This is a genomic window from Micromonospora sp. WMMA1947 (assembly GCF_027497355.1).
In the GTDB taxonomy this organism is placed as follows: domain Bacteria; phylum Actinomycetota; class Actinomycetes; order Mycobacteriales; family Micromonosporaceae; genus Micromonospora.
In genome coordinates this window covers 1,759,197-1,785,535 of record NZ_CP114909.1, presented here as the reverse complement: position 1 = coordinate 1,785,535, position 26,339 = coordinate 1,759,197, and the positions used below count along the sequence as shown (strand labels likewise).

Here is a 26,339-nt window from a genome sequence, read left to right as displayed (position 1 = left end):
CCCGCCTGCCGGCCCGTTCCGTCCCCTGGGCATGAGGCGAACGAGAAGCGGCGCCCCGTGACCGGGCGTGACGAGGAGTTCCGCGACTACGTGACCGCCCGGCTGGAGCCGCTGCGCCGGACGGCGTACCTGCTCTGCCGGGACTGGCACACGGCGGACGACCTGGTGTCGATCACGCTGGGCAAGCTCTACCGCAACTGGCGGCGGGCGCTCGGCGCGAACAACCTTGACGCGTACGTCCGGGGGATGCTCACCAACGCTTGGCTGGACGAGCGGCGCCGCCCGTGGCGGCGGGAGCACAGCACCGACGAGGTGCCGGACCGGGCGGACCTGGCGGCCGGGGAGCCGTCGGTCGGTGAGCGGGAGATGCTGCTGGACATGCTGGGCCGGCTCGCGCCGCGGCGACGGGCGGTGGTGGTGCTCCGGTTCTACTGCGACCTGTCCGTCGAGGAGACCGCGCAGATCCTGGGCGTCAGCACCGGCACCGTGAAGAGTCAGGCCGCCCGCGCGCTGGAGACGTTGCGGCTGCTCGCCTCGCACCATTCGGCAGTGGAGAGCGGGAGGCAGCGATGACGTACCGGCAGATCTTCGACGCGGCGATCGGCGACGCGCCGCCGACGGCGGTGGACGTGGACGCCCTGGTGGCGCGGGAGGGCCGGCGTCGCCGGCGTCGGGTGGGCGCGTACGCCTCGGCGACAGCGGTGCTGGCGCTGGCGCTCGGCGTCGGCGTGGTTGTGCAGCCGGGTGCGTCAGGCGGCCCGGCGCCCACCCTCCCGGTCGCGTCGGCCTCCGCCTCCGCCCGATCCGAGCCGGAGCGCCTGCAAGCGGCGATCCTGACCGCGTTCCACCGGGAGGCGCCGGACCTGCGGTGGGTGCAGGGCGGTTCGACCGCCGACCGCGAGACCTGGGACGGCCCGGTCACCGACACGCCGCCGTGGACGGTGAAGCCGTTCCAGTGGGAGTCCATGACCGGCTGGTTCGCGGTGGGTATCGCCGCCCGGGGCGAGGTCCGGTCGTACCTGAACATCGACGTGGGCCGGGTGCGCCCCGGCCACACGGGCCCGGGCGACTGCACTCCCGGCCAGGTCAGGTGCCGGTCCTTCGCCGGCCCCGCGGGGGAGCTGGTGGTGGCGCACGACGCGGAGGGCAGGAACCTGGCAGGGCCGGTGACCAAGCGCACGGTCCTGCGTACCGTGACCGTCGAGCGGGCCGACGGCACCAACGTGTCGGTGCAGACGGTCTCGTCCACCGACCGGCACCTGATGACAGTCGAGGAGATGGCCGCGGTCGCGCTCGACCCGGAGATCCGGCTGGGCTGACGCTGTCCCGGTCCGGCCCGCCCACCGGCCGGACCGGGTACCGGCGTCGCCGGGGCCGGCCAGGGCGTCGTGAAAGACTGAGGTACGTGACGACGATCCCGAACGTGCTCGCCAACCGGTACGCCTCGCCCGAACTGGTCGCCCTCTGGTCGCCGGAGGAGAAGGTCCGGATGGAGCGCCGGCTCTGGCTTGCGGTGCTCAAGGCCCAGCGTGACCTCGGCGTGCCGGTGCCGGACGGGGTCGTCGAGGCGTACGAGCGGGTGGTCGACCAGGTCGACCTGGCCTCGATCGCGGCGCGCGAGCGGGTCACCCGGCACGACGTGAAGGCCCGGATCGAGGAGTTCAGCGCGCTCGCCGGGCACGAGCACGTGCACAAGGGGATGACCTCCCGCGACCTCACCGAGAACGTCGAGCAGCTCCAGATCCGGGCCTCGCTGGAGCTGATCCGGGACCGGGTGGTCGCCACGCTGGCCCGGCTGGGATGGCACGCGGGCGAGTACTCCGCGCTGGTGATGACCGGCCGGTCGCACAACGTCGCCGCGCAGGCCACCACGCTGGGCAAGCGCTTCGCGTCGGCGGCCGAGGAACTGCTCATCGCGTACGAGCGGCTGGAGGACCTGATCGGCCGCTACCCGCTGCGCGGGATCAAGGGTCCGGTGGGCACCGCCGCCGACCAGCTCGACCTGTTCGACGGCGACGCCGGCAAGGTGGCCGAGCTGGAGCAGCGGGTGGCCGGGCACCTGGGCTTCCGCCGGGTGCTGGACAGCGTGGGCCAGGTCTACCCGCGCTCGCTGGATTTCGACGTGCTCTCCGCGCTGGCCCAGGTGGCCGCCGCGCCGTCCTCGCTGGCGACCACGATCCGGCTCATGGTGGGCCAGGAACTGGTCACCGAGGGCTTCAAGCCGGGCCAGGTCGGTTCCAGCGCGATGCCGCACAAGATGAACACCCGCTCGTCGGAGCGGGTGAACGGCTTCGCGGTGATCATCCGGGGTTACCTGTCGATGGTCGGCGAGCTGGCCGGTGACCAGTGGAACGAGGGTGACGTCTCCTGCTCGGTGGTGCGCCGGGTCGCGCTGCCGGACGCTTTCTTCGCCGCCGACGGGCTGTTCCAGACGTTCCTCACCGTGCTGGACGAGTTCGGCCCGTACCCGGCGGTGATCAACCGGGAGCTGGAGCGTTTCCTGCCGTTCCTCGCCACCACGAAGATCCTCGTGGCCGCCGTACGCCGAGGTGTCGGCCGGGAGGTCGCGCACGAGGTGATCAAGGAGCACGCGGTCGCCGTGGCGCTCGCCATGCGGGAGAAGGGCGCGGCCGAGAACGACCTGTTCGACCGCTTGGCCGCCGACGGCCGGCTGGGCCTCACCCGGGCCGAGATCGACACCCTGGTCGCGGACCGCAACGCCTTCGTAGGCGCCGCCACCGACCAGGTCACCCGCGTAACCGCCAGAATCACCAGGGTCGTCGAAACCCACCCCCAGGCCGCCACCTACTCCCCGCCCCCCATCCTCTGACCTTTTCTGGTCGATCATGAGGTTGGCGGCACTCAGGGAGATCATTCCTGCCGTCAACCTCATGATCGACCCGGGGAACGGGCCGGTCAGGGGCCGGTGGGGGTCTCGGCCGCCGAACTCAGGTTGGGGGCGCTGGCCGGTTCGGCGATGCCGCCCGGGGCGGAGGCGATCTCCGGGTCGTGGGCGGTCTCGGCCGCGATCGCCGGCTGGTCCGGCGGCATGACATCAGGCATCTTCGGCGCGACGATCACCGCCGTGCCGTACGCGCAGATCTCCATCCACATCTCGCCGCAGTCCCGGCTGTCGAAGCGCATGCCGATCACCGCGTTCGCGCCCAGGCGGCGCGCCTCCTCGCCGAGGCGGGCCACCGAGTCGGTACGCCACCGCGTCAGGTTGTCCGGCGCCAACGGGTCGTAGGCGCCACCGCGCAGGTTCTTGACCCCCTCGCGGTACGGGTTTCGGGTCCTCGCCATCGAGGAGACCACTTCGCCGAGGATCTGGCGGATCTCGTAGCCGGGCAGTTGATCCGTCGTCACGACCAGCACGCTTCCGATGCTGTCAGTCCCCGGCCGGGTGGTTCGCGAGCCGTGTTCAGCTGATCGGATGCTGAAAAACGGCGCGGCGCGGACGGCCGGGCCACACCCGGCCGATCCGCGCCGCATCGGCATCAACCGTCAGACACCGGCCGTCGAGGTGATCCAGGACCGGTTGTACGCAACACTGCCGTAGTTCTGGATGCTCTGGCCGTCGGCGGTGGAGGCGACACCGACCTGCCGGCCGTTGTAGAACTGCGGGCCGCCCGAGTCGCCCCGCCACGCGTTGCCGTTGACCCGGGTGCTCCGGATCGCCTGGCCGCCGTACGCGTCGGTGACGCTGGTGCTGGTCACCCGTACGCTGGCGGTCTTGAGCTGCGACGAAGCGCTGCACCCGCTGTAGCAGGTCATGCCCCAGCCGTAGATGGTGTTCGTGGAGCCGACCGGCGGGTTGCTGGTGGCCAGCGACACGGCGGAGGTGCTGACCGTGCTGGACAGGCGCAGCAGGGCCAGGTCGTAGCGGGTGTAGGAGGCACTCACGGTGCGGGTCACGCCGCCCGAGGCGCGGTAGACGCTGCCGACCCGGACGGACATGGTGCCACTGACGCAGTGCCGGGCGGTGAGCACCCACTGGGGTGCGATGACGCTGCCGGAGCAGGTGAACGAGCCGTTGCTGAAGACGGCGGCGGCCCACGGCGCGGACGAGACGGTGCCGCCGCCGATGATCGGCTGGGGGCCGGCTGGCGCGGCGGTGGCGCCGGAGGCGGCGACCAGGACGCCGGCCAGCGCGGTGGTCAGCACGGCGAGCAGGGGACGGAGGCGCATGTCGGGGCTCCTTCTGCGCGGACGCCCGGGGGTTGCCGGGCAGGGGGTGACACCCGCCGGCTTGGGGTGGGCCGGCGAGGGACATCGATCTAACTCATCGACATCTGACGATGCATGCTACGACCGCGACACCCTCTGTCACAAGGTGCGGATCGAATCGCGCCGATGGCGTGACGCGCGCCGCGTACCGCCCGGGTGTGCTGTCGGATACCGGTCCAAGGTGGGGTGTTTCACGGCAGAATGCCTGGTAGGAGGTGGTGCCGAGGGGCGTCCACAAGCGCGGAGCGCAACGAATTCGCATCGACGCCGCAACGAACGGGCAACGGTGCCCGTCCGGTCCCGCCGGTGGGGCCGATCGGTGCCGGAACTGCCCCCGGCCGGTGCGGGCCGGGCGGTATCTGCCAGGTAGGCTGGCTGCGCTCGCCCGATTGTTGGGCCGGCACCCAACTGCGTACACAGTCAGGAGTGCCCAGTGCCTCGCGTCGTAGTCGACGTCATGCTCAAGCCCGAGATCCTCGATCCGCAGGGCCAGGCCGTCGCAAACGCGCTGCCTCGCCTCGGCGTCAGTGACGTCGCCTCGGTTCGGATCGGCAGGCGGATCGAGATCGAGTTCACCGGCGAACCGGACCTGGACCGGGCCCGGGAGATCGCCGACAAGCTGCTGGCCAACCCGGTCATCGAGGACTTCACCGTCCGCGTGGTCACCGCCGACGAGACCGCGGGCGCGCAGTCGTGACCGCCCGGGTCGGTGTGGTCACCTTCCCCGGCTCGCTCGACGACGGGGACGCGGCCCGGGCCGTACGGATCGCCGGCGCCGAGGCGGTCCGGCTCTGGCACGGCGACCCGGACCTGCACGGGGTGGACGCGGTCGTCCTGCCCGGCGGCTTCTCCTACGGCGACTACCTGCGCTGCGGCGCCATCGCCCGGTTCGCCCCGGTGATGGAGACGATCGTCCAGGCCGCGCGCGGTGGCCTGCCGGTCCTCGGCATCTGCAACGGCTTCCAGATCCTCTGCGAGGCGCACCTGCTGCCCGGCGCGCTCACCCGCAACCAGCACCTGCACTTCCGCAACCGGGACCAGGTCCTGCGGATCGAGAGCACCGGCACCGCCTGGACGAACGCGTTCCAGCCGGGCCAGGAGGTGCTCATCCCGGTCAAGAACGGCGAGGGTTGCTACGTCGCCGACCCCGCGACGCTCGATCGGCTGGAGGGCGAGGGCCGCGTCGTCGCCCGCTACGTCGGCGGCAACCCCAACGGATCGCAGCGCGACATCGCGGCGATCACCAACGAGGCCGGCAACGTCGTCGGCATCATGCCGCACCCCGAGCACGCGGTGGAGGCGCTCACCGGCCCCTCCCTGGACGGCCTCGGCTTCTTCACCTCGGTGCTCAAGCATCTGGTGGGAGCGCCGGCGTGATGGTGGCCGGGAACAACGGTCGGCTCACCCGCCGCACCGGCGGCGAGCGCAGCAAGGAGACGTCATGACCACCCATCCGGACCCGGCCCTGCGCGAAGCGCAGGGCGTGGTGCCGCAGGCCGGCCCGACCGACGACTGGGCGCTGGGCGTGGACACCGTTCCCCGGGCCGCCGACACCCCGGAGGAGCTTCAGCCGTACGCCGAGCTGGGCCTCCGCGACGACGAGTACGACCGGATCCGGCACATCCTCGGCCGCCGGCCCACCCAGGCCGAGCTGGCCATGTACTCGATCATGTGGAGCGAGCACTGCTCCTACAAGTCGAGCAAGGTGCACCTGCGCCAGTTCGGCGAGAAGGCACCGCCGAGCGACCGGCTGCTCGCCGGCATCGGAGAGAACGCCGGCGTGGTTCAGGTCTCCGACGAGCTGGCGGTGACCTTCAAGGTCGAGTCGCACAACCACCCGAGCTTCGTCGAGCCGTACCAGGGTGCGGCGACCGGCGTCGGCGGCATCGTCCGCGACATCCTCGCCATGGGCGCCCGCCCGGTCGCCGTGATGGACCCGCTGCGCTTCGGCGCGGCCGACCACCCGGACACCGCCCGCGTCCTGCCCGGCGTGGTCGCCGGTGTCGGCGGCTACGGCAACTGCCTGGGCCTGCCCAACATCGGCGGCGAGGTCGTCTTCGACCCTTGCTACCAGGGCAACCCGCTGGTGAACGCGCTCTGCCTGGGCGTGCTGCCGGTCGACCGGCTGCAGAAGAAGGACGCCACCGGCCCCGGCAACATCGTGGTGCTGATGGGCGCCAAGACCGGCCGCGACGGCATCGGCGGCGTGTCCGTGCTGGCGAGCGCCACCTTCGACGAGGGCAGCGAGCAGCGCCGCCCGTCCGTGCAGGTGGGCGACCCCTTCATGGAGAAGCTGCTCATCGAGGCGTGCCTGGAGCTGTACGACGCCGAACTGGTCGTCGGCATCCAGGACCTCGGCGGCGCCGGCCTGACCTGCGCCCTCACCGAGACCGCCGCCTCCGCCGGCACCGGCATGCGGGTGTGGCTGGAGCGGGTGCCGCTGCGCGAGCCGTCGATGGAGCCGCACGAGATCCTGGCCAGCGAGTCCCAGGAGCGGATGCTGCTCGTCGTCTCGCCGGACAAGCTCGACGCGGTGCTCAAGACCGCCGAGAAGTGGGGCGTCTGGGCCACCGCCATCGGCGAGGTCACCGCGCCGTCGCCGGACGGCCAGCCGGGCCGCCTGGTCGTCACCTGGCGCGATCAGCTCGTGGTGGACGTGCCGCCGGGCTCGCTCGTCGACGACGGTCCGGTGTACGCCCGGCCGATGCGTGAGCCGGCCGACCTGATCCTGCTCCAGGCCGACCGCGCCGAGACGCTGCCCCGGCCGAGCACCCCGGAGGCGCTCCGGGAGACCGTGCTGCGCATGATCGCGTCGCCGAACCTGGCCGACAAGACCTGGGTCACCGAGCAGTACGACAGGTACGTGCTCGGCAACACCGTCCTCGCCCAGCCGGAGGACTCCGGCGTGATCCGGATCGACGAGCGCAGCGGCCTCGGTGTCGCGCTCTCCGTCGACGGCAACGGCCGGTACGCCCGCCTCGACCCCTACCACGGGACGAAGCTGGCGCTGGCCGAGGCGTACCGGAACGTGGCGGTGACCGGCGCGAAGCCGATCGCGGTGACCAACTGCCTGAACTTCGGCTCGCCGGAGGACCCGGGCGTGATGTGGCAGTTCGCCGAGGCCGTGCGCGGCCTGGCGGACGGCTGCCTGGAGCTGGGCATCCCGGTGACCGGCGGCAACGTCAGCTTCTACAACCAGACCGGCGCCGCGGCCATCCACCCGACCCCGGTGGTCGGCGTGCTGGGCGTGCTCGACGACGTCGCCGACCGCGTGCCGATGGGCTTCGTACCGCGCCCGGCCGGCGACCACGACCAGCTGTTCCTGCTGGGCGAGACGCACGTCGAGCTGTCCGGCTCGGAGTGGGCCTGGGTGACGCACGAGCACCTTGGCGGCATCCCGCCGCAGGTCGACCTGGCCCGTGAGCGGCAGCTCGCCGAGCTGCTGGCCGAGGCGGCCCGGGTCGGGCACCTCAGCTCCGCGCACGACCTGTCCGACGGCGGTCTGGCGCAGAGCCTGGTCGAGTCGGCCCTGCGCCGCGGCGTGGGCGCCCGGGTCGTGGTGCCGGAGCACTTCGCCGGTGGCTCGATGCCGTTCGTCTTCCTGTTCAGCGAGTCCGCCGGCCGCGTGCTGGTGTCGGTGCCGCGTGGCCACGAGAAGGCGTTCACCGCCCTCTGCGGCGAGCGCGGCGTGCCGTGGGAGTTCATCGGCGTCACCGACCCGGCCTCCGGCGCGCTCGAGGTGCACGGCCAGTTCCGGATCGGCCTCGACGAGCTGCGCGAGGCGCACACCGATACGCTCCCGCGCCTGTTCGGCGCCGCCGAGGCGGCCCGGGTGGAGGTGGCGGCGACCCGTACCGGGACCACCACTGTGCTTCCGGCCACGGCCGAGCAGCCGGTCGGGGTGGACCCGGCCGCTGTCGACGCCGAGCCGATCGCCAAGGCCGGTCGGGACACCCCGCCGGCCGACGCCGAGGCGTCCGCGCCCGCTGTCGAGGCGGCCTCCGACGCGCCGGACGAGGCCGCGCAGGCCGACGCGACGCCGACCGTCGACGAAGCCCCGGCCCAGGACGAGTCGGCGCCTGCCGACGGGTCCGACGGTCCGGCTTCCGGTGAGCCGGCGCCGGGTCAGCGCTGAGGCGCTCGCCTTGGCCGTCTTCACCCAACCCGGCGCCGGTGCCCGGTTCGACTGGGGGCTGACCGGGGCGGCGGAACTCGGCCGGGTCTGCGCCGCCCTGGTGGTGGTGGACGTGCTGTCGTTCACCACCGCCGTGGAGGTGGCGGTGAGCCGCGGCATGCGGGTGCACCCGTTCCCGTGGGGTGAGCAGGCCGCCGACTACGCCCGCCGGGTGGGGGCCGTGGCCGCAGTGGGCCGCCGGAAGACGACCGCGGAGCATCCGTGGTCGCTCTCCCCGGCGGCGTTGCGGACCGCGCCGGTCGTCGCCGACCTGGTGCTTCCCTCTCCGAACGGTTCGGCGATCAGCGCCGCCGCGAGCGCCACCGGCGTGCCGGTGGTCGCGGCGTGCCTGCGTAACGCACCCGCCGTCGGGCGCTGGCTGCGCGCCGAGGGGTACGGCTCGAAGGACGCCCCGGTGGGTGTGGTGGCGGCCGGTGAGCGCTGGCCCGACGGGTCACTGCGGCCGTGCGTGGAGGACCAGCTCGGGGCGGCCTGCGTGCTCGACGCGCTGGCCGGGGTGCCCGGCGGGCTGTCGGTGGAGGCCGCGATGGCGCTCGCCGCGCTGGCGAGCACGCCGGACGTGCCGGCGGCGGTCCGGGGATGTGTCTCCGGGCGGGAACTCGTCGAGGGCGGCTTCGCCGAGGACGTCGCGGTCGCGACCGAGGTGGGCGTCTCCGACGTGGTGCCGGTGCTCCGCCAGGGCTACTTCGCCCCCGCCTGATTCCCCCTGCTGACAACTGTGGCCGCCCGCTGTTCGCGGGCGGCCACAGTTCTCACGTCTGGTGCCGGTCAGTCGTCCAGCCAGTCGAGGCGTCGCCCGCCCCGGTCCGCCTGCCCGTCCGGGCGGGCGCGACCCGCCTGCGCCGGGTCGTTGGGGTAGCCGTTGTCGTAGCCGCCCCCGCGCTGCTGCGGCGGCTCCTGACCGTAGCCGCCCTGCTGGCCGTAACCACCCTGCGGGGCCTGGCCGTAGCCGTCGCCGTACCCGCCGCCCTGCTGGCCGTAGCCGCCCGACTGGTGACCGCCGTCGTAACCGCCACCGGCGTTGCCGTATCCACCGGCCGGCGCGTCGCCGTAGCCGCCCTGCTGACGACCGTTGTCGTAGCCACCGGTCGCGTTGCTGTCGTAGCCACCCTGCGACCGGCTGTCGTAGCCACCGGGGTTGTCGTAGCCGCCTGCGGGCGCGTCGCCGTATCCGCCGCCTGCCGCGCGACCGCCGTCGTAGCCGCCGGCCGGGGCGTCGCCGTAGCCACCCGCGGGGGCGTTGTCGTACCCGCTGGCCGGCGCGTCGCCGTAGCCGCCGCCCGCCGTCCGGCCGCCGCCGTACGCAGGGGCGTCGCCGTAGCCACCGGTCGGGTTGTCGCCGTAGCCACCGCCCGCGGCGTTGCCGTAGGCGCCGGTGGGCTCGCCGTATCCGCCCCGCTGACCACCGTTGTCGTACCCGCCGGTCGCGCCGTTGTCGTAGCCGCCCGAGGCGGCGCCGCCGTAGCCACCGGCCGCGCCGTAGCCGTCGCCCTGCTCCGCGCCACGGCCGTACGGGGCCGAGCCGGCCTGGTCGTAGCCGCGCTCCTGCTCCGGCTGGTAGGTGCTGGTCGGGTACGGGTCGGCCGCCGGCGCGTACTGCGTGCTGTCACCGGTGTAGCGGCCGGTCGGCTCGTCGAAGCGTTCGTTGCCGTAGCCGCCGCCCTGAGCCGCGTAACCGGCCGCGCCGGCCGCCCCGGCACCGGCGGCGTAGTCCGGGCTGCCGTAGCCGGCACCGGAGGAGGGGCCGTTGCCGTAGCCGCCGCCCGAGGAGGGCGCGTTGCCGTAGCCGCCCGCGCCGCCGTAACCACCCTGGCCCGGTGCGTCGTCGCCGTAGCCGTAACCGCCCTGGCCACCGCCGACGCCGTAGGACGGGCCGGGCGGGGCGCCGTACGGGTCCGGCGGGACGTCGTCCACCACCGGCCGCTGGAGCATGGTGGGGGCGTCGCTGATCGAGGGGCCGCCGACCATCGTCGCGGACGGCCCGGCGCCCATGCCGTTCACCACCCGGGTCTGGTCGTCGGTGCCGTGGTACGCGCCCCGGGCCGCCGGGATCGCGCCGGCCGCAGCGGCGCCACCCGGGCCACCCGGACCGGTCGGCCCACCAGGACCGTCGCCGTCGTCGTCGCCCTCGTTCTTGCGGCGCATGTAGAGCAGCACGATGGTGCCCACGCCGACGGCGACGAAGAGGCCGCCGAGCAGGATGAGCAGCCAGGAGCCGAAGCCGCCGGAGTCCTCGTTCGCGGCCGGCTGCTGCGCGGCGGGCGCCTCCGCCGACGGGGTGTCGGTCGCCTCCTCGTCGAGCGGCTCCTCGGACGGCGGAGCGGACTCACTCGCCGACGGGGTGGCGCTCGGGCTAGCCGACGCCCGCAGCTGGATGCTGAGCCGTACGCCGGTCACCGACTGGCCGGCGTTCGCGTTTATCGACCGGGCGACGGGCGAGGCGCCGTCGGTGGAGGCGCCGAGGTCGATCCGGCCGGGCGCGATCGGGTTGGAGTCGGAGCCGCTGAAGCTGAAGTTGCCGTTGCCGCTGGTGTTGGTGCGGCGCTCCTTGCCCGCGCTGTCACGGAGCATGACCAGGGCGCCCTCGATCGGGTCGCCGTCGGCGTTGACCACCTTGCCGGAGACCGTCTTGACGGTCTGCGGCTGCTGCGGCGCCTCGACCTTGCCCTTGACCGCCAGCTGGAAGTTGCCGGTGGCCGGGTCGGAGTTGCTGGGCCGGACCTGCACCGTGACCGAGGCGTTGGCGTCCTGCGCGTTGTCGCTGGCGCGGATGGTGAGCAGTTGCGTCCGCGGCCTGTTGTTCCCCGGCGGGAAGTTGATCTGGCCGCAGCCCGAGGCGCAGCTGACACCGGACGGAAGGCCGGTCAGGCCGATCTCCGCGCTCTCGTCGCCGTCGCCGGGAGTGACCTGGACGCTCACGGTCGCGTCGCTACCGGCGTTGACCGTAATCGATCCCGGGGAGACGCTGACGTTGGCGGCGAAGGCGGGAGCTGCGGGGACGGTGAGCAGGGCGCCGAAGACCAGCGCTACGACCACACCGGCCCGCTGCTTCCAGGCACGTCGGTGTGTTGACACGTCCACCGCCTTCCGGGTCTGACCTCCCCACCGGCCGCTCGGCCGGGGTTGATCACTCACGGTACGAATAACGCCGTCGGCAACTATGCCTTGTCTGACCGGATCATCTCTACCCAGGGCCGCCGTCGGGCGGCCTTCTGCCGGGTCGTATCGTCCCGTCGTGTCCTCTCCGCACGCTTATTCCGAAGCGGTACTCGCCGCGCTGGCGGCGCTGGACGAGGGGCGTACGCCCGAACGGCCGGTGCTCCGGGAGGCGGTCCGGACCCTCTTGGCTGCCCTCGCGGATCGCGCCCCCGGCCGATCGGTGGAGGTGCGCGTCCCACCCTACGGTGCGGTCCAGTGCGTGAGTGGTCCACGACACACCCGCGGTACGCCGCCGAACGTGGTCGAGATGGATCCGGCGACCTGGCTGGCGGTTGCCACCGGGCGACAGGGGTGGGCGGAAACGGTCACGGAGGGTCGCATCCGGGTTTCCGGAAACCGGGCTGACCTCTCCCCGTACCTCCCGATTTAGGCGTCGGGCAGCGCAAACCCTGCTCACGCTGAGCGGAGACTCCGTGACTGTCGGTGTCGACTGCTGGTCGCGTACACTGAGAGCCGACGACGGTCCCGGCCCATGCGTGCGGAGCTGCCCCCCTGACTCCGCCAGGCCAGTCCAGACCCCACTGCGAGGGAGCGGCAGGTGCCCCGAGGCGATGGCCGGCTGAGCCACGACCTTGACCCCCAGCGACCCGGCCCACAGGACGCGTGCGGCGTCTTCGGCGTCTGGGCGCCGGGTGAAGAGGTCGCCAACCTCACCTACTTCGGGCTCTACGCCCTCCAGCACCGGGGTCAGGAGGCCGCGGGCATCGCGGTCAGCGACGGTTCCGGTGTCGTGGTCTACAAGGACCTCGGCCTGGTCGCCCAGGTGTTCGACGAGCCGACGCTGGCGAGCCTGCGCGGGCACGTCGCGATCGGGCACGCGCGCTACTCCACCACCGGCGGCTCGACCTGGGAGAACGCCCAGCCGACCATCCGGGCCACGAGTGCCGGCACCACTATCGCGCTGGCGCACAACGGCAACCTGGTCAACACCGCCGAGTTGCAGCGCGAGGCCGCCGTGCGCGGGCTCGACTCCGACGGCTCGACGAACGACACCTCGCTGGTGACCATGCTGCTGGCGAGCCGGCCCGACCTGTCGGTCGAGGCGGCCGCGCTCGAGGTGCTGCCGCAGCTGCGCGGCGCGTTCAGCTTCGTCTTCATGGACGAGTCGACGCTCTACGCGGCGCGTGACGCGCACGGCGTACGCCCGTTGGTGCTCGGCCGGCTCGAACGCGGCTGGGTGGTGGCGAGCGAGACCGCCGCGCTGGACATCGTCGGCGCGAGCGTGGTCCGCGAGGTCGAGCCGGGCGAGCTGATCGCCATCGACGAGAACGGGCTGCGGTCCAGCCGGTTCGCCTCGCCCGAGCCCAAGGGCTGTCTCTTCGAGTACGTGTACATCGCCCGGCCGGACGCCACCATCGCCGGCCGCAACGTGCACGCCGCGCGGGTGCAGATCGGCCGCCAGCTCGCCAAGGAGCACCCGGTCGAGGCCGACCTGGTGATCCCGGTGCCGGAGTCCGGCACGCCGGCCGCGATCGGCTACGCCGAGGAATCCGGCATCACGTACGGCCAGGGCCTGATGAAGAACCCGTACGTCGGGCGCACGTTCATCCAGCCCTCGCAGACGCTGCGCGCGCTCGGCGTCCGGCTGAAGCTGAACCCGCTGCGGCAGAACGTCCGCGGCAAGCGCCTGGTCGTGGTGGACGACTCGATCGTGCGGGGCACCACCCAGCGGGCGATCGTCCGGCTGCTGCGCGAGGCGGGCGCCCTGGAGGTCCACGTCCGGATCTCCTCGCCGCCGGTGAGCTGGCCCTGCTTCTACGGCATCGACTTCGCCACCCGCGCCGAGTTGCTCGCGAACGGGCTGGACAACGAGGGCATCCGGCGGTCCATCGGCGCCGACTCGCTCGGTTACGTATCGCTGCCCGGTCTCATCGCCGCGACCGAGCAGCCGAAGAGCCGGCTCTGCCGGGCGTGCTTCGATGGGGAGTACCCGATCGAACTGCCGGCCGGGAACCTGATCGGCAAGCACGTGCTCGAAGGAGTGGGACGCCGGGTCGCCGCCGAGGCGACCGGGCCGACCGGTCCGCTCGTCGCCACACCGACCCATCACCCGTAGCACCACCGACGCGGGTCCGGCCGCTCCGGGCTCGCGGGAACCACAAAGGGGAGAACCGTGACGCACGTGTCCGAGCGCAGCGGCGCAGGATCCAGCCCGACGGGCGCCGGCGGCGACCGCCAGCCCTGGTCGGCGGGGTCCGGCCGGACGCAGCGCAAACGCTCGGTCTCGTACGCCGACGCCGGGGTGTCGATCGAGGCGGGCGACCGCGCCGTCGAGCTGCTCAAGTCCAAGGTCAAGGAGACCCGGCGCCCCGAGGTCATGGGTGACCTGGGCGGCTTCGCCGGCCTGTTCCGGCTGGACACGAAGAAGTACAAGAACCCGATCCTGGCCTCCTCGACCGACGGCGTGGGCACCAAGCTGGTGATCGCCCAGCAGCTCGACATCCACGACACGGTCGGCATCGACCTGGTCGCCATGGTCGTCGACGACCTGGTGGCCTGCGGCGCCGAGCCGCTGTTCCTGCTCGACTACATCGCCACCGGCGAGGTCGTACCGGACAAGGTCGCCGAGATCGGCGCCGGCATCGCGGACGGCTGCCGGTACGCCGGCTGCGCGCTGCTGGGTGGCGAGACCGCCGAGCACCCGGGCGTGCTGCGCCCCGACGAGTACGACATCTCCGCCACCGGCGTCGGTGTGGTGGAGGAGAGCGAGATCCTCAGCCCGGATCGGGTCGAGGTGGGCGACGTCGTGATCGCCATGCGCTCGTCCGGCCTGCATTCCAACGGCTACTCCCTGGTCCGGCACGTGCTGCTCGGCGCCGGCCGGATGCGGCTGGACGTGGTGATCGACGACTTCGGCCGCCAGCGGACGCTCGGCGAGGAGCTGCTCACCCCGACCAAGATCTACGCGCAGGACTGCCTGAAGCTGATCGCCGAGGCCGAGGTGCGGGCGCTGGCCCACGTCACCGGCGGCGGCATCCCCGGCAACCTGGTCCGGGTGCTGCCCGAGAACGTCGACGCCGTGGTCAACCGCTCCACCTGGAAGCCGCAGCCGATCTTCGACCTGATCCAGTCCAAGGGCCGGATCGAGGACCCGGAGATGGAGGCGACGTTCAACATGGGCGTCGGCATGTTCGCCATCGTCTCCGCCGAGGACGCCGACCGCGCGCTGGCCACCCTGACCGGCCGGGGCGTGGACGCCTGGCAGGCCGGCGAGATCATCGAGGGGTCCGGCAACGTGCAGATGGTCGGGCAGCACACCCGAGGCTGATCACCCTGCGCCGATCGGCCGGGCACGTGATCGGGGGTTCACCCGAGCGGTCGCCGCGGCCTAGCCTGGAGGTTCGGTTTTCAGGCAGGCGGGGGAGGTGCTGATGGCTGCGCGCGCGCCCGAAGGGATGCGGGGCATCGCCGCCGTCCCGTCGTACGTGGTGATGCAGCCGACGACGCTGTGCAACCTCGACTGCGCCTACTGCTACCTCCCCTTCCGGGCGGCCGACAGGCGGATGCCGGTGGCCGTCGCCGAGGCGGTGGCGGCGTCGGTGAACCCGTGGGCGGCGGGCGGCCGCTTCTCCGTGGTCTGGCACGGTGGCGAGCCGCTCGCGGCCGGCCGGGAGCACCTGGCCGCGCTGCTGGCGCCCTTCGGGCCGGACGTCGAGCACCACGTGCAGACGAACGCCACGCTGATCGACGACGCCTGGTGCGCGTTCTTCGCCGAGCACGGGGTGCGGGTCAGCGTCAGCGTGGACGGGCCACGGGCGCGCAACGGCGAGCGGGTCACCCGGGGCGGGCGGCCCGCGTACGACCGGATCGTGGCGGGTGTGGCGGCGCTGCGCCGCCACGGCCTGCCCTTCTCGGCGCTCGCGGTGGTTTCGCGGCCGGAGCCGGGCCTGGCGACCGAGCTGTACGACTACTTCCTCGACCTGGGCTGCGACGTGCTCGGCGTCAACATCGAGGAGACCGAAGGCGTCAACACGCGGACGAACGCGCGCGACGAGGGCGCGGTCACCGGGTTCTGGGCGGAGTTGGTCGCGGCCTGGCGCCGGGATCCCCGGATTCACCTGCGTGAGGTGGAGTGGTCGCTGCGGTACGCGGGCGCGGTGCTGGCCGGCACCGCGGACGACCTGCTGCCCCGCAGCCTCGACCCGATCCCGACGGTCGGGCACGACGGCTCGGTGGTGGTGCTCTCGCCCGAGCTGGCCGGCTTCACCGACGCCCGGTACGGCGACTTCGCCAGCGGGAACGTGCTCACCACGCCGCTGGGCGACATCCTCGCCGGCGCGGCCGGCACGCCGTGGGTGGACGAGTTCCTCACCGGCGTGGAGGCGTGCCGGACGTCCTGCGCGTACTTCGGGTTCTGTGGCGGTGGGCACGCCGCCAACCGTTACTTCGAGCTGGGGCGTTTCGACGGTACGGAGACCGAGCACTGCCGCAACAGCAAGATCCGCCTACTGGAGGGAGTGTTGGAGCATGCCCGAGACCATCAGTGACACCGACCGGGAGGCGGTTGCCGACCGGGTGCGGGACGCCGCTGCGGGGCTTACCGCTCTGCTCCGTGAGGCGGAGGCGGCACGGCTGCTGCGGGCGGAGGTGCCGGGAGGCGACGGCGCCAACGCGGTGTGCGCGTGGAACCACTTCGAGAACATCCCGACGTTCTACAACTGGAACAACCGGCCGCGCTGAGGGGACGGTTCCGCGATCAAGGACCTGCCGGCGCGTCGGAGCGGACGCCCGGAGCGCCGGCAGGTCCCTGATCGTCGGTCGTGAGCCGGCTCAGCAGAGCACATGCGTGAGCACGCGGGGGTTGCCGCGTGCTCAGATGTGACCGGAGGTCAGCGGGTCGGACGAGCCCAGGTGTCCGGGTCGTCGTCCGCGTGGTCCTCGTCATCGTCGTCGACATACTCTTTGTAGTCGTCGTCGAAGTTGTGCTCAGACTTACCACTACCCGCCAGTTCGCGCTGCAAGGCGGTTAGGTCGGTGTTCGGGGAGTGGTACTTCAACTCCCGGGCCACCTTCGTCTGCTTGGCCTTAGCACGGCCGCGCCCCATGGCTCGACCCCCTCGCACAGAATGCGGGGCAGCCCGAAGGCGGGCCCCGATGACGTCAGGCATCTCTCGTGGCTCTTACGGTACATGGGGATGCCATCGTTCGGCACCTCGGGTCACCGTCGGCTGGACCTGCGCGTCGCTGTGGTCCCGCCGTCACAAAGTGTACCGGGTAAGGGGTAAGGCCCGGGGCTGGCCGTGACACCGGACAAATGCGTACGAACAAGCCCGAGATTCAGCTTAACGCGCGCGGCCTCCGGGGGTGGAGCGCCGCTCCGCCCCCGGAGTGAGCTTCACCGCAGATGGATCGTGCGCAGCCGGCCGACCTCGGCCATCCGCCGCTCGGCGAGCCGGTCCGCGGCGACCGCCGGCGGCACGCCCTCGTCGTCGGCGAGCTGGAGGATCTGCCGGGTGGTGTCGAAGATCCGGGTCGCGCGCAGCTTGGCGCGGTCGAAGTTGAAGCCCTCGATCTCGTCGGCGACCTGGATCACGCCGCCCGCGTTCACCACGTAGTCCGGCGTGTAGAGGATGCCCCGGTCGGCCAGCACCTTCTCGATGCCCGGGTGGGCGAGCTGGTTGTTCGCCGCCCCGGTGACCACCTTCGCCCGCAGCACCGGCACGGTGTCGTCGTTCAGCGCGCCGCCGAGCGCGCACGGCGCGTACACGTCGATGTCGGAGCTGACCAGCGCCACGGTGTCGTCGACCAGGGTGACCTGCGGGTGGGTGGTGCGCGCCCACTCCTGGGCGCGCGGGTTGACGTCGGTCGCCACGACCTCGGCGCCGTCGTCGAGCAGGTGTGCGGTCAGGTACTTGCCGACCTTGCCCAGCCCGGCCACGCCGACCCGCCGGCCGGCCAGCGTCGGGCTGCCCCACACGTGCTCGGCTGCCGCCCGCATGCCCTGGAACACGCCCCAGGCGGTGAGGATCGAGGAGTCCCCCGCGCCGCCGTGCTCCACGCTGCGGCCGGTCACGTAGCGGGTCTCGCGGGCGATCACGTCCATGTCCGCCACGTAGGTGCCCACGTCGCAGGCGGTGTAGTAGCGGCCGTTCAGCGACTCGACGAAGCGGCCGTACGCGCGCAGCAGCGCTTCGCTCTTGATCTGCTCGGGGTCACCCCAGATGACCGCCTTGCCACCACCGAGGTCGAGGTTCGCCAGGGCGTTCTTGTAGGCCATGCCGCGCGAGAGGTCGAGCACGTCGGCTAGGGCGTCGGCCTCGCTGGCGTACGGGTAGAACCGGGTGCCGCCGAGCGCGGGGCCCAGCGCGGTCGAGTAGATCCCGATGATCGCCTTCAGGCCGGACTGCTTGTCCTGGCAGAACACGACCTGCTCATGCCCCGTGGAAACGGGCTCGTCGGTACTGGCGAATACGCCCATGGCTGACTCCTGTGTCGGTGTGCGCCCTTGTGGGGCGCGGAACCCGGGTGGCACGCCGGCGGGATGCTGCCGGTGTCGTAGAGCCTAATATCGGCCCGAACCGTACTGTCGCGCATGTCACGCCACGGGCCCGAGGGCGGCGACGGGCGGTCCCGTCTCGTGGGAGGATCGCGCCGTGCCGTCGCTCTTCGCTTCATACCTGCGCGTGTACGAGCCGCTCACCGCCTTCGACCGGGACCGGCAGTCGTACTGGCGCCGGTACGTCAGCGAGGGCCGCGCGATCGCTCCGCTGGAGGGTCCGGTGCGGCAGCGGACCGCGGTGATCGAGGCGCTCGGCGCCGGCTGGACCCGGCTGCCGGACCTGCCCGACGAGGCGTACGTCCTGGAGTCCGACGACGCGCTGCTGGTCTGCCCCTGGAACCTGCGTATCCGGGTCGCCGAGGCGGCGCTGAGCGCCCGCGACGGCGTGCCCTCGGTACTCGCCGACGCGTTCGTGCCGCCGGTGCTCGCCGGGCAGGCGAGGGCCGTGGTGGAGGACTGGCGCAGCGGGGCCCGGGTGCTGGAGCACGGGGTGCCCCGGGTGCACGAGCAGATCGCCACCTGGGGAGTGCCGCTGCGCTGGTTCGTGCTGTTCGAGGCCGGCGAGCGGCATCTGGTGACCGAGCCGGAGCGGCGGGCGCTGCGCTACCGCACCGAGATCTCCAAGGCGCGCCGCCGGGCGTCGCGCGCGCTGTCGGTGCTGCGCAAGTCGATCGGGGAGGCGCCGATCACCGAGGCGGTCGAGGAGGCGGCCCGGTGGCTGGAGGAGTTCCACCCGCGTTCGGTGGTCGAACTGGACTACGGCGGTCTGGTGCAACTTCTGCCGGACGAGACGCTCGAGGCCGACGACTCGACCGATCTGGTGGCCACCGGACTGTCCGGACTGGGCCGGGGCGAGGCCGAGGAGGCGTCCGCCGCGTACGACAAGCTGGTCGCCCGCTGGCGCGCGGTGCAGCTGCTGGAGCGCTGCAACTGACGCCCGGTTTGCCCCGCTAAGTGGCCTTGGACACGAGAGTGTCTCGTAGCTGATGCGTCACGAACCGTGATCATGAGTCCGAATAAGGTACTTTCTGCGGCATAAAAGTAGTAAAAATCGGGCATGGTTCATCCGTCCGTCTAGGGACCTTCAGCCGTTCGGCCCATGTCGGACATCGGGGACTAGCCGGACCATGGGAGACGCGTCGGCCGGCGGGACCCCGGCCGATGTCTATACATGTGGAGGAGTGACCCCGATGGCATCGCGAACGCACGAACCTGAGCCGCTACTCACACCGGCCGAGGTGGCGTCGATGTTCCGTGTCGACCCGAAGACGGTGACCCGGTGGGCGAAGGCTGGCAAGCTCAGTGCCATCCGGACCCTTGGTGGCCACCGCCGCTACCGCGAGTCGGAGGTTCGGGCCCTGCTGCAGGGGCAGATCCCCCAGCAGCGCCAGGGAGACTGACGAACCGGCGTTCTCCGGCGTTCCGATCAAGGGCGGTGCCGTCACGGCGCCGCCCTTAGTCGTGTCCGGAGCCCGGTCCGTCCAGCACGATCCGCAGCCCCACCGTGCCGCGCTCGCCCCGGCGCAGCCGGCTACCGAGCAGGCTCAGCCGCCCGATCAGCCGGTACTTCTGCTTGAGTAGCCCCCGGACCCGGTTCGTGCTCTCCGGGTCGGCGATCGTCGCGTGACCCGGCACCGCCTCGCCGTGCGGCCGGCCGCGTACGTCGCACGGCGCCACGGTGACCCGGCCGTCGCGCCGGATGCGCTTCACCTTGCCGGAGTCGGCCACCGTCCACACCGCCAGCCCGTCGCCGTCGCGTACCGCCCACACCGGAGTCGGCACCGCCCGGCCGTCCTTGCGGAACGTGGTGAGCAGGACGTACTTCTCCGCCGCCAGGCGGTCCAGGTCGGTCACGACGCCAAGGATACGGCCGCCACGGCGCCGCCGACCGCCGGATAGCGTGCTCACATGACCGGGGAACCCGAGATCGGCGACGTGTTCGGCGAGATGATCCGCGACGCGTACGCGGTCGCCACCGGGATCGGACCGCGCCCGATGGCCGGCGGTCGCCTGCCCCGCCCGGTCATCGAGATCATCGAGCGCGACGACGGGCTGATCAACGGCGCGCCCGCCGGGCACTACCTGGACCCGCCGCAGCGGTGGCAGCCGCACGACCACCGGGCCGTGGACCGGGTACGCGGGCACGTGCTCGACGTCGGCGTCGGCGCCGGCCGGATCGCGCTGCACCTCCAGGAGCGGGGCGTACCGGTCACCGGGCTGGACACCTCCATCGGCGCGCTGCGGGTCAGCCGGCACCGGGGCGTACGCGACCTGGTGCACGGCACCATCGACGAGCACGCCGCCGACGGCCACCGGTACGACACGTTCCTGCTGCTCGGCAACAACCTGGGACTGTTCGAGGGGCGGGAACGCGCCCCGGCGATGCTCGCCGCGCTCGCCGCGCTGGCCCGCCCCGGCGCGCGGGTGATCGCCCACGGCACCGACCCGTACGGGACCACCGACCCGGTGCACACCGCCTACCACGAGCGCAACCGGCAGCGGGGCCGGCTCGGCGGGCAGCTGCGGCTGCGGTTGCGCTACCGGCTGCTCGGCACCGAGTGGTTCGACTACCTGGTCTGCTCGCCGGAGGAGTTCGCCGAGCTGGTTCACGGCTCTCCGTGGCGACTGGCCGACGTGGACGACACCGACCATCCCTACTACCTCGCCACGCTGGAGCTGCGACGTTAGGAAGGGCCCCTTTCAAGCGCCTACGCGTTAAGAAGGGGCCCTTCCTTACATGCTCAGACCTGGACGGTGGGGGTGGTCTGCTCCGGGGGCAGCCCGCCGTCGCCGTCGACCACCTCGTCCGGCGTGCCGTCCTCGTCGATGTCCACCATGGTGATGTCCACCTTGCCGTCACCGTCGGTGTCGAACTGGAACAGGTCGGCCTTGCCGTCGCCGTCGGTGTCCACCACCCACACGTCGGTCTTGCCGTCGTTGTTGGTGTCCGCGCGGAGCAGGTCCACCCGCTCGTCGCCGCGGGTCTCGACCGTCTCGGTGTTCTCCGCGCTCTCCGGTGCCTGGCTCATCTCGTTCCTTCCTTCGGCGTTGACGGCCGTCCTTACCCCGTCCGCTCCGCCCCCACGCATCTCGGCGGCCCGGCCCTGCATAGGGTCGCACGCAGGAACGAGCGAGCGGACGGGCCCGGCGGCGGAGACCCCGCGCGCCCCCGCCGCGGCGAGGGGACACCGATGAGTGGTCGTTTTGTGGTCGTCGGGGCCGGCACCATGGGCCTCGGCATCGCGTACGTGGCGGCCGGCGCCGGGTACGCGGTCGAACTGGTCGAGGTCGACCCCGCCCGGGGCGCCGAGGCCCTGCGCCGGCTCGGCGAACTCTGGGACCGGGGGGTGCGGCGCGGCAAGCTGACCGAGGAGGCCGCCGCCGCCAACCGTGAGCGCGTCACGCTCCGGGCCGGCCTCGCCGAGGTGGCCGAGGGCGCCGACGTGATCGTGGAGGCGGTGCCCGAGCGGCCCGACCTCAAGCGCGCCGTCCTGCGCGAGGCGGAGAGCCGCCGGCCGGTGCTGCTGGGCAGCAACACGTCCAGCATCCCGATCGCCGAACTGGCCGCCGGGCTGGACCGGCCCGCCGGCTTCGTCGGGTTGCACTTCTTCAATCCGGTGTGGGCGATGGCGCTGCTCGAGGTCGTGGTCGGCCCGGCCACCGCGCCGGAGACCACCGAGGCGGCCGTCGCGCTCGCCGCCCGGCTGGGCAAGGACCCCGTCGTCGTACGCGACATGCCCGGCTTCGCCACCTCCCGCCTCGGCGTCACGCTCGGCCTGGAGGCGATCCGGATGGTGGCCGACGAGGTGGCGAGCCCGGCCGACATCGACAAGGCGATGGTGCTCGGCTACCGGCACCCGATCGGCCCGCTGGAGCTGACCGACCTGGTCGGGCTGGACGTGCGGCTCGACATCGCGCGCACGCTCCAGGCCGCGTACGGCGAACGCTTCGCGCCGCCGCCGCTGCTGGTCGAGATGGTCGCCGCCGGGAAGCTGGGCAAGAAGTCCGGTCAGGGCTTCTACACCTGGAAGGACGGTGTCAAGCAATGAAGGGGCTGCGGATCGAGGAGCTGCCGGACCGGCTGGTGGTCACGCTGGACCGGCCGGAGAAGCGCAACGCGATCGACGCCGACCTGGTGGGTGAGCTGCACGCGGTCTGCGCCGACCTGGAGGCGCGTCCCCGGCTGCTGTTGCTCACCGGCGGGACGGCGGGCATCTTCGCCGGGGGCGCCGACATCGCCCAGCTCCGCGAGCGCGGCCGGCTGGACGCGTTGGCCGCCATCAACCAGGGCGTCTTCGCCCGGATCCGGGCCCTGCCGATGCCCACCGTGGCGGCAGTCGACGGGCCGGCGCTGGGCGGCGGCGCCGAACTCGCGTACGCCTGCGATCTCCGGGTGTGCACGGACCGCGCGGTGTTCGGCCAGCCCGAGGTGCGGCTGGGCATCCTGGCCGGCGCCGGCGCGACCTACCGGCTGCCGGCGCTGATCGGTGAGGCCCGGGCCAAGGAACTGCTGTTCACCGGCCGGCGGGTGGACGCCGAGGAGGCGCTGCGGATCGGGCTGGTGAACCGGGTGGTCGCCGACCCGGCGGAGCTGCTGCCCACCGCGCACGGCCTGCTCGACGAGATGGCGAAGGGTTCCGCGCTGGCGCTGCGGCTGACCAAGATGGCGGTGGACGCCCCGGCGGCCGCGCACCCGCAGCTCGACCTGCTGAGCCAGGCGGTGCTCTTCGAGGACGAGGAGAAGCACCGGCGGATGACCGAGTTCCTGGACCGGCGCCGGACCCGCTGAGCCGGACGACGAGGGCCGCACCGGTGTTCCCGGTGCGGCCCTTCGCGTCGGTACGCGTCAGTTCTTGATGTCGACTCCCGCGTCGTCCAGCGCGGTGATCGCCGGCGCGGACTCGGCGAAGCCGATGAGCAGCAGCGCCTCCGGCCCGAACGCCTTGATCTCCTTGGCGGTGCCGCTGAAGTCGACGGGCGTCTTCGGGTCGGCCGGCGGCTCGTAGGTGAGCAGCTTGATCCGGTCCGCGCCGATGCCGGCCTTCTCCAGCTCCGAGCGGACGTTCTCCTGGAGGCCCTCGCCGTACGAGTCCTTACGGGCCAGGATGGCGATCTTGCGCGGCCCGTCCCGGAGCATCACGTCGGCCAGCGCGCGACCCTGGAGGCTGTCCGGCGGGGCGGTACGGAAGTACAGGCCCTTGTCGTCCACCGCGCTCAGCCCCGCGTCGGTGTTCGACGGGGAGAACAGGATCCGGCCGGCGGCCACCACGTCCGGCAGCACGGCCCGCGAGATGCCGGAGCCGCCCGCGCCGATGATGACGTGGACGCCCTTGCTGACGTGCGAGGCGACAGTGGCCTTGGCGACCTCGGGGTTGGTGCCGTCGTCGCCCTCGATCCACTTCACCGGCTCACCGAGCACCCCACCGGCGGCGTTGACCTCCCGGATCGCGAGTGCCGCGCCGGCGGCCAGCGGCGGGTTGGCCAGCGCCAGGTCACCGGTCTTCGGCAGCAGCCCGCCGAGGACCAGCGGGGCGTCCTTCGCCTTCCCGTCGCGCAGCTTGCGGCCCCGCGGCGGGGTCTTGGTGCTCGCCCCGGACTCCTCACCGGCACCGACGAACTCGGTCTTGCTGTCGTCGATCTTCTGGTTGTCGAAGTGCATGGTGCCGTAGCTCGCGGTGGCCGGCTCGCCGGTGTCGGTGAACCCGGCGCGGGTCAGCGACACGCCCCGGTACTCGATGTCACGGCCGGCGCGGGCGAGCTCCAGGCAGGCCGACACGTCGTCGCAGCGCTCGCCGCCGGTGGTCACCCCGACGATCTGCTCGGCGATCTCGGCCGGCGCCGTGGTGCCGGCGAGCTGGGCGGCCAGCGCGCTGATCACGACCGCGTCGTACGACTCGGCGGAGTAGAGGAAGTCACCCAGCTTCGGGTCTACGGCGAGTAGTCGCTCCTTGAAGCTGTCGGCCAGCGGAGTGAGGGGCGTGGTGCCCTTCATCCCGTTCACCAGGTCCGCCCGGTCCTTGAGCTCCGTGGGGTACGAATTGAGCATGTTGCCGTCGGTGCCGTAGAGGCGAACCTGGGTGGCAGGCGTTTCCTCCGGCTCGTCGCTCCCGCAAGCGCTCGTGGCGAGCAGAAGCGCCGCGCAAGCCATGGACAGGGCAGCGCGCGACGTGCGTGTTCTCAGCATGGTCGTCCTTCCTCCGGCGAAGGTCCGCTGCGCACCTTAGCGTGCTCGCGCGGCAGGCGGGACTGTGGAGTCGGCTCCGTCGGCACCCCGACTGCGGGTATCACTCTGCGTGGTCAAAGTGCTGTTCGCGGGTCACGGCTTGACCCCCGGCGATACTGTTCCGCGGGTGAACGACGAAGCACAGCAGACGCTCGACGACGCGACCGCCGTGCTCCGTTCGGCCCTCGCCGGGGACGGCGCAGGCGTGGTGGGCACGTTCGACGCGGTGGTGGACCGCTCCGGCCTCGCCGGGGCGTACGGAGTGGCGTGGTGCCTCGCCGCCACCATGCTCGGCGACGACGCACCGGCCGGCGGGGCCGCCCTCGACTTCCCCGGCATCGACCAGGCCGACTACGACACCCGCTGGGTGGCCCGCTTCGTCAGCGCGTGCGCCAACGACGACGCCGACACCGGCGAGGCGCTGTTCGGGGCGGCGGCCGCCGACGGCCTGCTGCCCGACTGCCTGCTCACCCTCGCCGGATCGACAATCGCCACGCTGCGCAGCCGGTCGGACTGAACCCCGCCGCGTGGCACAACGCCCCGGCTGTGGTAGCTGTGGGTGCATGTCCGAGGCGATGCTCAGCAAGGTGCGCAAGCTGCTCGCCCAGGCCGAGGACCCGGCCTGCACGCCCGCCGAGTCGGCCGCCTTCATGGCCAAGGCCACCGAGCTGATCGCCCGCTACGGCGTCGACCGGGCGCTGCTCGCCGCACGCGACCCGGCCGCCGATCCGGTGGGCGACCGGACCGTCGAGGTGGTCGCGCCGTACGCCCGGGACAAGGCCGGCCTGCTCGCGTCGGTCGCCGAACCGTTGCGCTGCCGATGCGTACGCCGCCGCGAGGGCAGCGGTTTCGTCATGCACATGTTCGGCTTCGCCAGCGACCTGGAACGGGTAGAGCTGCTGTTCACCTCGCTGCTGGTGCAGGCCGCGCACGGGTTGGCAGGTGCTGTCGTACCGGCTGGGGAGCACCCGGCGGCGTTCCGGCGTACCTGGCTGGCCGGCTTCGCGTACGTCGTCGCGGAACGACTGCGCGCGGCCGAGAGCAAGGCGGTGGCGGAGTCGGGTGGACCCTCGACCGCACTGGTGCTGACCGACCGATCCGATCGCGTCCAGCGCCGGGTCGCCGAGGCGTACCCCCGGTTGCGCACCGCCCCGCGACGACGGCTGGCGGGCGGCGGCTTCGGTTCCGGCGCGGACGCCGGCCGCCGGGCCGACCTCGGCGGCCCCGGCGTGGGAGGAACCGGCGCGGCGCCCGGCATCGGCGGCTGACCGGGCCCGCGGGGCCTGCCGGCCCGGGCGCTCGCCTCGGCGCGGTCAGGCGGCGGTGCGGGCGACGGTCGCCAGGTAGCGGCAGAGCAGTTCGTGCCAGCCCGCGGTGAGCGCCTCGCGGTAGCCCTCGGCCGCCGTGCCGTGCCGGTCGAAGTAACGGTGCTCGACGTCCACCCGGGTCTGTTCCGGACCGTCGGCGTGGAACAGGACCTCCACCTCACTGGCCCGTGCCGGATCGGGCACAGGCACCCGGTCCGGGCCGATCTGCCAGGTGAAGACCAGGCGCCGGGGCGGATCCCAGGTCAGCACGCGACCCCAGTCGTTGCGAAAGCCGTACGGCCCGATCTCGTAGAGCATGCCGCCCGCCCGGGGCTCGATGCCGATCGCGGCGAGCGCCTCCGGGCCGGACCAGGTGTACTCCCGCACCCACCAGTCGGCGAGCGCTTCGGTGAACACGGCGTACGCCCGCTCGGCGGACGCCGGGGCGAGCAGATTGCTGCGGAGGGAGAACCGGTCGGATTCCTGCCGGACCTCATCCGGATCGGCCATCTCCTGTCCCATAGGTCCGGACCATACCGGCTCATGTCTCGGTGCGCAGCTTCCGTTCCGCCCGCTTCCGGACACCGGGAACACCGGTTCCCGACAACACTGAGTGGCGGGACAGGCGCTCGGCGCAAGGCCCGGCAGGGCGGGTGACGGATGCCGTAC

Annotated in this window: 28 protein-coding genes; 19 read left to right on the top strand and 9 right to left on the bottom strand. The window is 72.5% G+C overall.

Translation table 11 applies throughout. From position 1 onward, the window contains the following. Positions 1 to 57: 57 nt before the first annotated feature. The 3 genes from O7604_RS08630 to purB all read left to right on the top strand — a co-directional run bounded on the left by O7604_RS08630 (position 58) and on the right by purB (position 2,830). Positions 58 to 573 carry a SigE family RNA polymerase sigma factor gene (locus tag O7604_RS08630; RefSeq protein WP_281579353.1) on the top strand — a complete coding sequence of 172 codons (516 nt, stop codon included), beginning with the start codon at positions 58 to 60 and terminating at the stop codon, positions 571 to 573. After that, complete coding sequence (locus tag O7604_RS08625; protein ID WP_281579352.1) at positions 570 to 1,319, top strand: hypothetical protein; 750 nt, start codon at positions 570 to 572, stop codon at positions 1,317 to 1,319. The genes O7604_RS08630 and O7604_RS08625 overlap by 4 nt, the downstream gene beginning before the upstream one ends. An 86-nt stretch (positions 1,320 to 1,405) precedes the next feature. Beyond that, on the top strand, positions 1,406 to 2,830 hold the full coding sequence (purB, locus tag O7604_RS08620; protein ID WP_281579351.1) for an adenylosuccinate lyase: 1,425 nt from the start codon (positions 1,406 to 1,408) through the stop codon (positions 2,828 to 2,830). Between the two features lie 86 nt (positions 2,831 to 2,916). On the opposite strand, the gene O7604_RS08615 is transcribed toward purB, so the two are convergent. Next, positions 2,917 to 3,492, bottom strand: coding sequence for a YbjQ family protein (locus O7604_RS08615; protein ID WP_252452122.1), 576 nt, complete (start codon positions 3,490 to 3,492; stop codon positions 2,917 to 2,919). 12 nt (positions 3,493 to 3,504) lie between these two features. Then, on the bottom strand, positions 3,505 to 4,188 hold the full coding sequence (locus O7604_RS08610) for a trypsin-like serine protease (protein ID WP_269703080.1): 684 nt from the start codon (positions 4,186 to 4,188) through the stop codon (positions 3,505 to 3,507). A gap of 472 nt (positions 4,189 to 4,660) precedes the next feature. Here O7604_RS08610 and purS point away from each other — a divergent pair, with 472 nt between their 5' ends. The 4 genes from purS (at position 4,661) to O7604_RS08590 (ending at position 9,122) form a co-directional block, all read left to right on the top strand. Next, positions 4,661 to 4,924, top strand: a complete 264-nt coding sequence (gene purS, locus O7604_RS08605) for a phosphoribosylformylglycinamidine synthase subunit PurS (RefSeq protein WP_013473439.1) — start codon at positions 4,661 to 4,663, stop codon at positions 4,922 to 4,924. Beyond that, the gene (purQ, locus tag O7604_RS08600) at positions 4,921 to 5,604 is read left to right on the top strand and encodes a phosphoribosylformylglycinamidine synthase subunit PurQ (protein WP_018785472.1); all 684 of its coding nucleotides are present in this window, start codon (positions 4,921 to 4,923) and stop codon (positions 5,602 to 5,604) included. Before purS ends, purQ begins: the two co-directional genes overlap by 4 nt. A gap of 64 nt (positions 5,605 to 5,668) precedes the next feature. After that, positions 5,669 to 8,362 (top strand): phosphoribosylformylglycinamidine synthase subunit PurL, encoded by a 2,694-nt coding sequence (purL, locus tag O7604_RS08595; RefSeq protein WP_281579350.1) that lies wholly within the window; start codon positions 5,669 to 5,671, stop codon positions 8,360 to 8,362. Positions 8,363 to 8,372: 10 nt separating this feature from the next. After that, on the top strand, positions 8,373 to 9,122 hold the full coding sequence (locus O7604_RS08590; protein ID WP_269706947.1) for a 2-phosphosulfolactate phosphatase: 750 nt from the start codon (positions 8,373 to 8,375) through the stop codon (positions 9,120 to 9,122). Between the two features lie 68 nt (positions 9,123 to 9,190). Here the strand turns inward: O7604_RS08590 and O7604_RS08585 are convergent, their stop codons facing one another. Next, complete coding sequence (locus tag O7604_RS08585; RefSeq protein ID WP_281579349.1) at positions 9,191 to 11,497, bottom strand: carboxypeptidase-like regulatory domain-containing protein; 2,307 nt, start codon at positions 11,495 to 11,497, stop codon at positions 9,191 to 9,193. A 160-nt stretch (positions 11,498 to 11,657) separates the two neighbouring features. Between O7604_RS08585 and O7604_RS08580 the strand changes: the two genes are divergently transcribed. The 5 genes from O7604_RS08580 to amcA all read left to right on the top strand — a co-directional run bounded on the left by O7604_RS08580 (position 11,658) and on the right by amcA (position 16,321). Beyond that, positions 11,658 to 12,011, top strand: a complete 354-nt coding sequence (locus O7604_RS08580) for a sterol carrier family protein (RefSeq protein WP_269703075.1) — start codon at positions 11,658 to 11,660, stop codon at positions 12,009 to 12,011. A gap of 168 nt (positions 12,012 to 12,179) precedes the next feature. Next, a complete protein-coding gene (gene purF, locus O7604_RS08575; RefSeq protein ID WP_269703073.1) occupies positions 12,180 to 13,697 on the top strand; it encodes an amidophosphoribosyltransferase in 1,518 nt (505 codons plus the stop codon). 57 nt (positions 13,698 to 13,754) lie between these two features. Then, positions 13,755 to 14,909 (top strand): phosphoribosylformylglycinamidine cyclo-ligase, encoded by a 1,155-nt coding sequence (gene purM / locus O7604_RS08570; RefSeq protein WP_281579348.1) that lies wholly within the window; start codon positions 13,755 to 13,757, stop codon positions 14,907 to 14,909. Positions 14,910 to 15,036: 127 nt separating this feature from the next. Then, positions 15,037 to 16,128, top strand: a complete 1,092-nt coding sequence (gene amcB / locus O7604_RS08565; RefSeq protein ID WP_269706946.1) for a cyclophane-forming radical SAM peptide maturase AmcB — start codon at positions 15,037 to 15,039, stop codon at positions 16,126 to 16,128. After that, positions 16,109 to 16,321, top strand: a complete 213-nt coding sequence (gene amcA / locus O7604_RS08560) for a multiple cyclophane-containing RiPP AmcA (protein ID WP_269703069.1) — start codon at positions 16,109 to 16,111, stop codon at positions 16,319 to 16,321. The genes amcB and amcA overlap by 20 nt, the downstream gene beginning before the upstream one ends. A 149-nt stretch (positions 16,322 to 16,470) precedes the next feature. Here amcA and O7604_RS08555 read toward each other — a convergent pair whose 3' ends face one another. Together O7604_RS08555 and O7604_RS08550 are read right to left on the bottom strand one after the other, a co-directional pair. Then, positions 16,471 to 16,686 (bottom strand): DUF3073 domain-containing protein, encoded by a 216-nt coding sequence (locus O7604_RS08555; protein ID WP_013283429.1) that lies wholly within the window; start codon positions 16,684 to 16,686, stop codon positions 16,471 to 16,473. Positions 16,687 to 16,976: 290 nt separating this feature from the next. Further along, a complete protein-coding gene (locus O7604_RS08550) occupies positions 16,977 to 18,059 on the bottom strand; it encodes a Glu/Leu/Phe/Val dehydrogenase (protein ID WP_281579347.1) in 1,083 nt (360 codons plus the stop codon). Between the two features lie 175 nt (positions 18,060 to 18,234). On the opposite strand from O7604_RS08550, the gene O7604_RS08545 reads away from it, so the two are divergent. After that, entirely contained in the window at positions 18,235 to 19,074 is an 840-nt protein-coding gene (locus tag O7604_RS08545; protein ID WP_269703066.1) for a hypothetical protein, read from the top strand. Between the two features lie 256 nt (positions 19,075 to 19,330). Beyond that, the gene (locus O7604_RS08540; protein ID WP_007073996.1) at positions 19,331 to 19,540 is read left to right on the top strand and encodes a BldC family transcriptional regulator; all 210 of its coding nucleotides are present in this window, start codon (positions 19,331 to 19,333) and stop codon (positions 19,538 to 19,540) included. Positions 19,541 to 19,595: 55 nt separating this feature from the next. On the opposite strand, the gene O7604_RS08535 is transcribed toward O7604_RS08540, so the two are convergent. After that, positions 19,596 to 19,994: a PPOX class F420-dependent oxidoreductase gene (locus O7604_RS08535; RefSeq protein WP_269703065.1), complete on the bottom strand. Its 399-nt coding sequence runs from the start codon at positions 19,992 to 19,994 to the stop codon at positions 19,596 to 19,598. A 54-nt stretch (positions 19,995 to 20,048) separates the two neighbouring features. On the opposite strand from O7604_RS08535, the gene O7604_RS08530 reads away from it, so the two are divergent. Further along, positions 20,049 to 20,828, top strand: a complete 780-nt coding sequence (locus O7604_RS08530) for a class I SAM-dependent methyltransferase (RefSeq protein ID WP_281579346.1) — start codon at positions 20,049 to 20,051, stop codon at positions 20,826 to 20,828. A 53-nt stretch (positions 20,829 to 20,881) separates the two neighbouring features. On the opposite strand, the gene O7604_RS08525 is transcribed toward O7604_RS08530, so the two are convergent. Continuing rightward, on the bottom strand, positions 20,882 to 21,169 hold the full coding sequence (locus O7604_RS08525) for a hypothetical protein (RefSeq protein ID WP_043327533.1): 288 nt from the start codon (positions 21,167 to 21,169) through the stop codon (positions 20,882 to 20,884). A gap of 162 nt (positions 21,170 to 21,331) precedes the next feature. Between O7604_RS08525 and O7604_RS08520 the strand changes: the two genes are divergently transcribed. Next, positions 21,332 to 22,189, top strand: coding sequence for a 3-hydroxyacyl-CoA dehydrogenase family protein (locus O7604_RS08520; protein WP_281579345.1), 858 nt, complete (start codon positions 21,332 to 21,334; stop codon positions 22,187 to 22,189). After that, positions 22,186 to 22,929 carry an enoyl-CoA hydratase/isomerase family protein gene (locus tag O7604_RS08515; RefSeq protein WP_281579344.1) on the top strand — a complete coding sequence of 248 codons (744 nt, stop codon included), beginning with the start codon at positions 22,186 to 22,188 and terminating at the stop codon, positions 22,927 to 22,929. The genes O7604_RS08520 and O7604_RS08515 overlap by 4 nt, the downstream gene beginning before the upstream one ends. 57 nt (positions 22,930 to 22,986) lie before the next feature. Here the strand turns inward: O7604_RS08515 and O7604_RS08510 are convergent, their stop codons facing one another. Beyond that, a complete protein-coding gene (locus O7604_RS08510) occupies positions 22,987 to 24,324 on the bottom strand; it encodes an ABC transporter substrate-binding protein (RefSeq protein WP_269703061.1) in 1,338 nt (445 codons plus the stop codon). 166 nt (positions 24,325 to 24,490) lie between these two features. Between O7604_RS08510 and O7604_RS08505 the strand changes: the two genes are divergently transcribed. Together O7604_RS08505 and O7604_RS08500 are read left to right on the top strand one after the other, a co-directional pair. Continuing rightward, a complete protein-coding gene (locus tag O7604_RS08505; RefSeq protein WP_043327529.1) occupies positions 24,491 to 24,880 on the top strand; it encodes a hypothetical protein in 390 nt (129 codons plus the stop codon). Positions 24,881 to 24,926: 46 nt separating this feature from the next. Continuing rightward, on the top strand, positions 24,927 to 25,631 hold the full coding sequence (locus O7604_RS08500; RefSeq protein ID WP_281579343.1) for a DUF2786 domain-containing protein: 705 nt from the start codon (positions 24,927 to 24,929) through the stop codon (positions 25,629 to 25,631). A 45-nt stretch (positions 25,632 to 25,676) separates the two neighbouring features. Here O7604_RS08500 and O7604_RS08495 read toward each other — a convergent pair whose 3' ends face one another. Continuing rightward, complete coding sequence (locus O7604_RS08495) at positions 25,677 to 26,192, bottom strand: SRPBCC family protein (protein WP_269703056.1); 516 nt, start codon at positions 26,190 to 26,192, stop codon at positions 25,677 to 25,679. Positions 26,193 to 26,339 lie beyond the last annotated feature (147 nt).